Source organism: Bradyrhizobium sp. (assembly GCF_027451485.1).
Classification (GTDB): Bacteria; Pseudomonadota; Alphaproteobacteria; order Rhizobiales; family Xanthobacteraceae; genus Bradyrhizobium.
Window position 1 is genome coordinate 1 of record NZ_DAIDJE010000154.1, and the last position, 7,483, is coordinate 7,483.

The window sequence follows — 7,483 nt, forward strand, 5'->3', positions numbered from 1 at the left end:
ACAGCGAGCGTCAGCACAGCGCCGATGGCAAGCACAGTGGGGCCGCGCATGTTAGGCTCTCTCGACTTCGTTTAGATCAACGGTCCCAATATGCTGACCTGCCCGGAGCGGCTTTGAGTTAGGTCAACAAGGACAGCTGACGGCCCAACAAGTTGAGGTCGCCTGCCAAAAACGATGGCATTGCTCAAACTCCGTGATGTTCCGTCGAGCTTATCGAGGGAACTCAATCGCTGGCCCCGCGTCGCGCTTGAGCCCATAGCCGAAGCAAAGCAAGCGTCGGAACTCAGATCAGGTCCTTTCGTCTGCCGAGTTTTGCACGCAGAGCGAACGAGCTGACGAATTGAAAGAGAACGCCGGCAAGTTCCGTGCACGGACGGGAACGCGTGAACACGCGTCTTGTTGTCTTGTCGCTAACGACAATGGAGACGATGGATGACGAGGAATATTGCCATTGCAGCTGCGGTGCTGTTGGGCACGGTATCGTGGGCGAATGCCCAGGGGACCATGGGTCATAGCGCGGCCGGTGGTTCGCCGGGCGCCTCTCAGTTGAGCCCGGGCCACCAAATGCGGAATGGTGGCGATGCCGATGATCGTGGGCCAGGTGCATCGGGTTATAGCCCAGGGCACGAAATGAGCGGCCACGGCACGGTCGGTCAGTCGCGTGGCGGCCGCAATTTCGATCGCGACGGTCGCCAAAGCCTCGATCATAATGGCGACAATCACAGAACGATCGGCCAGTCGCGCAGCGGCCACGACATGGATCGTGGTGATCTCGGTCGCGGCGATCGCGACAGGGGCGCCTCTGAATACTCCCCCGGCAGTCGCATGCATGAGGGAAACGACCTCAACCGGCGATAATGATATCTGCTTCCGCGTTCAGGAGCCCGCCTGCCCGGCGGGCTCTTTTATGTTCTGGCTATATGTTTGGTCCCGGCGCATCGCCGAAGATCAGTCCCGCGGCGGCGGCCGCACCGGCCGGACGGGCCGACCGATTGACCCGTCGGGTTAAATCGCACAGTCCGTCCGATAAAGCTGTGGGAAGTCATAAAAACACCTTTAGATAGAATCGTGCCGGAGCCCCTCTCCAGCCCGGCGGGCGCGGGCCGGTCAGCCAGGGCACCCCGCCCGGTTGGGGCAGTTGTTGTCAGCAGCATCTTGTGACAGCATCGAAGGCCCGCCTTATCTTTATCTCCAGACACCCCATGCCGCGCCGCAAATACCCTTGGGAAAAGCTCTCGGATGAGCAGTTGCTCAAGCAACGCCTCAGCAGTCTGAGGGTTACGGTCGAAGGCACCCTGGTCGAGGATTGTCTCGGCGCGCTCTATGAAGAGCTCGAACAGCGCGATATCCTGCTGCGGCCGCACGCATGGATTTCGAGCGAATGGTTCAGTCCGGCCAATGTGCCCGGCATTGCGATTCCTTTCTATCTTACCCATCCCCGCCTGATGAAGCTCGAGAAGAAGATGATGCTCGACGTCGAAGGCGGGACCTGGTCCGAGTGCATGGCCATCCTCCGTCACGAGGCAGGCCATGCCATGCAGCACGCCTACCAGTTTCAGCGCCGCCGCCGCTGGCAGCAGCTGTTCGGCCCGTCCTCGAAACACTATCCGCGCTACTACCGGCCCAACCCGGCCAGCCGCAGCTATGTCCAGCATCTTCGGCTCTGGTACGCGCAGAGCCATCCGGACGAGGATTTCGCCGAGACCTTCGCGGTCTGGCTGCGGCCGCGTTCGAACTGGCGGACGCGCTATGCCGGTTGGCCGGCGCTGAAGAAACTCGAATATGTCGACGAACTGATGCACGAGATCGCCGGCAAGCGGCCGCTGGTGATGACGCGCGAGCGCATCGATCCCCTGCATGAACTCAGCCAGACGCTTGGCGAGCACTACCAGAAAAAGCAGGCGTTCTATGCCTTCACGCCGCCGAAGACCTACGACCGCGATCTCTCCCGGCTGTTTTCCGCCGATCCACGGCATCATCGGGCGCAACCGGCTTCCGCCTTCATCAGGCGGCACCGCGCCCACATACGTCAACTGGTTGCGCGCTGGACGGGCGAAAATCAGCTTACACTGGATGCCGTGCTGGACGACATGATCTCCCGCTGCCGGGAGCTCGATCTGCGTGCCGTCGGCTCCGACCGGAAGCTTGTGGCCGACTTCACTGTCCTGTTGACAGCCAAGACCATGCACGCTCTGTTCGGCCCATCGCGCCGTAAATGGATCGCGCTATGAGACGCCTGCGCATTCTGGTCCTGATGCATCCGGACTTTGTGCCTCCGGACTCCACGGAAGGATACACCGCGCGCGAAATCAACGAATGGAAGACAGAGTACGACATCGTCAGCACCCTGCGCGCGGCCGGCCATGACGTTCGTCCGCTCGGCGTGCAGGAGGAAATCAAGCCGGTCCGCGAGGCGATCGAAGGTTTCAAGCCGCATGTGGTCTTCAATCTGCTGGAGCAGTTTCACCACGAGCCGGTCTACGACCAGCACATCCCGAGCCTGCTCGAGCTGATGCAGATCCCCTATACCGGCTGCAACCCGCGCGGTCTGATCCTGGCACGCGGTAAGGATCTGTCGAAGACGCTGGTGCATTATCGCCGGATCGCGGTACCGGCCTTCGCCGTCTTCCCGATGCGCCGCAAGGTCAAGCGGCCCGCGCGCCTTGCGCTGCCGCTGATCGTCAAGAGCCTGAGCGAGGACGGATCGCGGGGAATCTCGCAGGCGTCCATCGTCGATACCGACGAGAAGCTTGCGGAGCGCGTCGCCTTCATCCACGAGCGGGTCGGCACTGCCGCCATCGCCGAACAATATATCGAGGGGCGTGAGCTCTATGTCGGTGTGCTCGGCAACAACCGCCTGCAAGTGCTGCCGGTCTGGGAGCTGCAATTCGGCACCATGGGCGGCCAGGCGATCGCCACCGAGAAGGTCAAGCACGACACTGAGTATCAGGAGCGCGTCGGAATCGTCGACGGGCCGGCCAAGAACCTTGCACCGGAGTTGCGCTCCCGGATTCAGCGGACCGCCAAACGCATCTACCGGACACTGGGCCTCGACGGATACGCACGCATCGACTTCCGCCTCGCTGCCGACAACAGCCTGTATTTCATCGAAGCGAACCCCAATCCCGAAATCGCCAAGAGCCAGGAGTTCGCGACAGCCGCCCAATATGACGGAATAGATTACGCGGCCCTGCTACACCGCATCCTGACGCTCGGAATAAGCCGCGCGAAGGCGGGCGTCTCGGTCGGCTGACGCATCAACTGATCGGCGCGATGCTTCGGCGGCGGGCGGAGCGAAACCAACCACAATCATTCTTGCTGCCGCCGCAATCCGGCCCAACAGGCTTCCCAATCGCTAACGTACATTCAAGCCTGCAACCTGGGGAAAATGAAGGTTGCCACAGGGGAGCGTCAGAATGCGCCGAGAGCAGCCATCGCTATCGCCTGCCCGAAGGGCGGCGGATTTCAAAATCAATTTTCAGATGACGAACGCGGGCGCAAGACACGCTTGCAGTGTCACCATACGGGCGCTCAGCAGGATCGATGCGGACGCCATCTTTCGGGACAATTGGTTCACCATCGAAAAGCTCGCCCGTCTCAATCTGACGGCGGAGCAGCCGGGCCAAATCAGGCTGGAAGCCGCGGTACCTGACCGCGGATGAGGCCGCTTAATCCGATCCGAGATGAGGGATTACCTTCTAGCGATCGCTGCCGCCGTTGGCGTTCCAATGGCTCCAGTTCACGCCCGTGAGACTGCCAAAGTCGGTCGCGAGCGGCCGCCTGGTTTGCCGGTCGTGGAGGGCGATGCAGCGCTCCGACTCCGCGATCTTTTCCTTCAGGTCGGCGATCGTCTGCGAAGCCTGCTTGCGCCGTCCGGCGATTTCTCCCGTGGTGAAGCGCGAGGTCTCCAGCGCCTTCAGCGCTTCGCGGTTTTTCCGAAGCTGAACCCTATGCCACGCAATCCGACTGTCGCTGTCTGCACTCATGATTGAGGATTCCTGATTCGCGAAACAAGCATAGCACTGCCCGGCAAAACGGCAGCAGTGCGGCTCCGGCTGGGTGAACCCTCTGGAGAATCGCCCTGAACCGCCGTGCCCCGCGCGTACAGCGCAGCGGGACCGGCCTTCCGACTATTCATCAATAGGTCCGGGATCAGCAGGGCACCGCGAGCGCTGCGCTGCATCCCGCAGAACGCATTTCCCTCTACGCCGGCCGCCGCGGCACGATGCCGATCGGATTGAAGGTGTAGACCGCCTCGCCTTTCTGGTTGAAGGCGGTCCATTTGACCCGCGCGATGCCTTGCGGCTTGGTCTTCGAGGGAATCAGCTCGGTCACCTCGCCTTCCAGACGGAGCGTGTCGCCCGGCCGAACCGGTACCATCCAGCGCAGCCCGTCTACCCCTGCCCCGAACAGCGGATGCGGGCCGAACGGCTTGGCCGACAGCGCCAGCCGCATGGCGATCGCCGCCGTGTGCCAGCCGGAAGCGGCGAGCCCGCCCAGGACCGTGTCCTTGGCCGCTTCGTGATCGAGATGAAACGGCTGCGGATCGAACTCCTCGGCAAAGCGCAGGATCTCCTCCTTCGAGACGGTCTTGCTCTCGCTCTGGAAGCGCATGCCGACCTTGAGGTCATCAAACCACTCGATCATGGCCTGGTTCATTCCTGACAACGGCGCACGAGCCGGATCAATACTACCGATCACCGACATATAACCCGACTACGGCAAATTGACACGCGCCGATGTGGACCGCTTGCGGTCGAGTTCAATCAGCCGCAATCGAGGGTTATTGCACTTCAGGCTGGTCCGCCGATGGGCGCCCTCACCCGAGATTGAGCTCCTTGAAGAAGTCGTTTCCCTTGTCATCGACGATGATGAAGGCTGGAAAGTCCACGACCTCGATGCGCCAGATCGCTTCCATGCCAAGCTCGGGATATTCGACCACCTCGACCCTCTTGATGCAGTGCTCGGCGAGATTGGCCGCGGCGCCACCGATCGAGCCGAGATAGAAACCGCCGTGCTTCTTGCAGGCCTCGCGCACCGCGACCGCGCGATTGCCCTTGGCGACCATCACCATCGAGCCGCCGGCCGCCTGGAATTGATCGACAAAGGAATCCATGCGTCCCGCGGTCGTCGGTCCGAATGCGCCGGAAGCATAACCTTCCGGGGTTTTCGCCGGACCAGCGTAATAGATCGGATGGTTCTTGAAGTAATCCGGCAGTGGCTCGCCCTTCTCCAGCCGTTCGCGCAGTTTGGCATGCGCCGAGTCGCGCGCCACAATCATGGTGCCGGTCAGCGACAGCCGCGTCTTGACCGGATATTTCGACAACGTCGCCAAAATCTCCTTCATCGGCTTCGCAAGGTCGATCTTAATCACCTCCCCGCCGAGGGCATGCTCGACCTGTGGCAGGTACTGCGCCGGATTGTGCTCGAGCTCCTCAAGATAGACGCCGTCCCTGGTGATCTTACCGAGCACCTGGCGGTCGGCCGAGCATGACACGCCAAGCCCGATGGGAAGCGAGGCACCATGCCGCGGCATTCGGATGACGCGAACGTCGTGGCAGAAATACTTGCCGCCGAACTGCGCGCCCACGCCCAGGCTTTGCGTCATCTTGTGGATTTCCTGCTCCATCTCGATGTCGCGGAAGGCGTTGCCGTCCGCCGAGCCATGGGTCGGAAGCGCGTCGAGATATCGCGCAGACGCCAGTTTGACCGTCTTCATGCAGAGTTCGGCGGAGGTGCCGCCGATCACGATGGCAAGGTGATAGGGCGGGCACGCGGCAGTGCCGAGGGTGAGGATCTTTTCCTTCAGGAAGGCCAGCAGACGATCTTTGGTGAGCACCGAAGGCGTCGCCTGAAACAGGAAGCTTTTGTTGGCGCTGCCGCCGCCCTTGGCCATGAACATGAACTTGTAGGCGTCATCACCCTCGGCGTAGATCTCGCACTGCGCCGGCATGTTGTTGGCGGTGTTCTTCTCCTCGTACATCGACAGCGGCGCGACCTGCGAGTAGCGCAGGTTTCGCCGCAGGTAGGCATCGCGCGCGCCCTCCGACAGCGCGGCCTCGTCTTCGCCATCGGTGATGACGTTACAGCCCTTCTTGCCCATGATGATCGCCGTGCCGGTGTCCTGGCACATCGGCAGCACGCCGCCGGCGGCGATATTGGCATTCTTCAGGAAATCGAAGGCGACGAACTTGTCGTTGTCGCTCGCCTCCTTGTCGTCGAGGATCGCGCGCAACTGCTTGAGATGTCCCGGCCGCAGATAATGGTTGATCTCGCCGAAGGCGGCTTCCGACAGCGCCCTCAGCGCCTCGCGGGAAACCACCAGCATATCCCTGCCAAGCACCTTCTCGACGCGCACGCCCTCCGCCGTGATCTTCTTGTAGGGCGTGGTGTCGGCACCCAACGGAAATAGCGGCGTGTGCTTGTAGGGCGGAACGGGCTTTTGCTGGTCGGGAAAGGCGGTCGGGGCGTTCATGGTTGGCTCGCATGGTTTCTTGAGCCGGGAGCAGCCTGAAAGGAGCGTCCCGGCGACCCCCTCGTTCTAAGCTCTTTTGCGCCAAAGGGAAGGTTTCAGGACCGCGATCCGCGCAGCACTCCGTTCTTCCCTATCATCCCTTGCACTCCCGGCCCGCTTGAGGCTTTGATGCCGGGACTCCAAGGGGCTGAGACTATGACGTCAGGGCTTTTTCGCCGATCGATCCTGCTCACCGCTATGCTTGCGGTATTTTGCGCTTTCACCGCCCTACCGGCGCGGGCCGACCACTGCACGGACATCGCCAACCAGCTCAAGGAAGGGATCGACGGGCTGAAGGTCGGCATCACGGCCGGCAACATCATCTATCTCTCGCATCCGAAGGCGAAGGAAATGTCGCTCGGCTGCCCCAACCGCAAATATACCAACGAGCTCTACGTCAAGTCATACAGCCGCAAGCCGAAGGCGGACTTTGTCGGCTTCGTCGCCGGCGCGGCCGCGATCGTCTTCACGCTGCCCAAGGACGAACTGGTCAGGGGCGTTTCAGGCTGCCTGTCTCGGATGGGCTTTTTCCGGGGCGACGACGTCTCGATCCGCTACCGCCGGCTCGACATGAACTGCACGCGAACCAGGCAGGACGCCGCGATCGCGATTTCGCGCGGGATCGACCAATAGCGTCGTTGCCGAGCCGTCACCCTTTCCGCGCGGTTAGCCAAATCGATCGCATTTGATCGACCGGATTCATGCGGCCTTCGGAAGGCCCGACTAGGGTCGAGGCCAGCCTCAACATTTTTTCGGAATTCAGACCCATGAGCGTTTCAAGCATCTCGTCGCAGCCCGCGCCGCTGCCGTTCAACTATCTCGAGACCAACGGCAACACGGGACCGGCTGCGATCGTTTCGGCCGTCGTGACGCCTGACACCAGCCCGGGCGACGACGCCAGCACGGCCCAGCCGCCGGCTCCGCCGCCGCTCCCGCCCGGACAGGGAACGCGGGTCGATCAACTCGTCT

At 62.0% G+C, this 7,483-nt stretch carries 8 protein-coding genes; 5 read left to right on the plus strand and 3 right to left on the minus strand.

Going from position 1 to position 7,483, the window contains the following annotated elements; genetic code table 11:
• Positions 1-432 precede the first annotated feature (432 nt).
• The 3 genes from NEZ08_RS18695 (at position 433) to NEZ08_RS18705 (ending at position 3,253) form a co-directional block, all read left to right on the plus strand.
• Positions 433-858 carry a hypothetical protein gene (locus tag NEZ08_RS18695; protein ID WP_298110075.1) on the plus strand — a complete coding sequence of 142 codons (426 nt, stop codon included), beginning with the start codon at positions 433-435 and terminating at the stop codon, positions 856-858.
• A 344-nt stretch (positions 859-1,202) separates the two neighbouring features.
• A complete protein-coding gene (locus NEZ08_RS18700) occupies positions 1,203-2,231 on the plus strand; it encodes a putative zinc-binding metallopeptidase (RefSeq protein WP_298110078.1) in 1,029 nt (342 codons plus the stop codon).
• A complete protein-coding gene (locus NEZ08_RS18705; protein ID WP_298110080.1) occupies positions 2,228-3,253 on the plus strand; it encodes an ATP-grasp domain-containing protein in 1,026 nt (341 codons plus the stop codon). Before NEZ08_RS18700 ends, NEZ08_RS18705 begins: the two co-directional genes overlap by 4 nt.
• 445 nt (positions 3,254-3,698) lie before the next feature.
• Here NEZ08_RS18705 and NEZ08_RS18710 read toward each other — a convergent pair whose 3' ends face one another.
• From NEZ08_RS18710 to NEZ08_RS18720, 3 genes are all read right to left on the minus strand, one after another.
• Positions 3,699-3,986 carry a hypothetical protein gene (locus NEZ08_RS18710; RefSeq protein WP_298110082.1) on the minus strand — a complete coding sequence of 96 codons (288 nt, stop codon included), beginning with the start codon at positions 3,984-3,986 and terminating at the stop codon, positions 3,699-3,701.
• 217 nt (positions 3,987-4,203) lie between these two features.
• Positions 4,204-4,647, minus strand: a complete 444-nt coding sequence (locus tag NEZ08_RS18715; protein WP_298110084.1) for a MaoC family dehydratase — start codon at positions 4,645-4,647, stop codon at positions 4,204-4,206.
• Positions 4,648-4,819: 172 nt separating this feature from the next.
• The gene (locus NEZ08_RS18720) at positions 4,820-6,475 is read right to left on the minus strand and encodes a fumarate hydratase (RefSeq protein WP_298110086.1); all 1,656 of its coding nucleotides are present in this window, start codon (positions 6,473-6,475) and stop codon (positions 4,820-4,822) included.
• Positions 6,476-6,670: 195 nt separating this feature from the next.
• Between NEZ08_RS18720 and NEZ08_RS18725 the strand changes: the two genes are divergently transcribed.
• Both NEZ08_RS18725 and NEZ08_RS18730 read left to right on the plus strand, forming a co-directional pair.
• Positions 6,671-7,147 (plus strand): hypothetical protein, encoded by a 477-nt coding sequence (locus NEZ08_RS18725; protein WP_298110089.1) that lies wholly within the window; start codon positions 6,671-6,673, stop codon positions 7,145-7,147.
• A 134-nt stretch (positions 7,148-7,281) separates the two neighbouring features.
• On the plus strand, positions 7,282-7,483 hold a 202-nt coding region (locus tag NEZ08_RS18730), incomplete at its 3' end, for a hypothetical protein (RefSeq protein WP_298110092.1).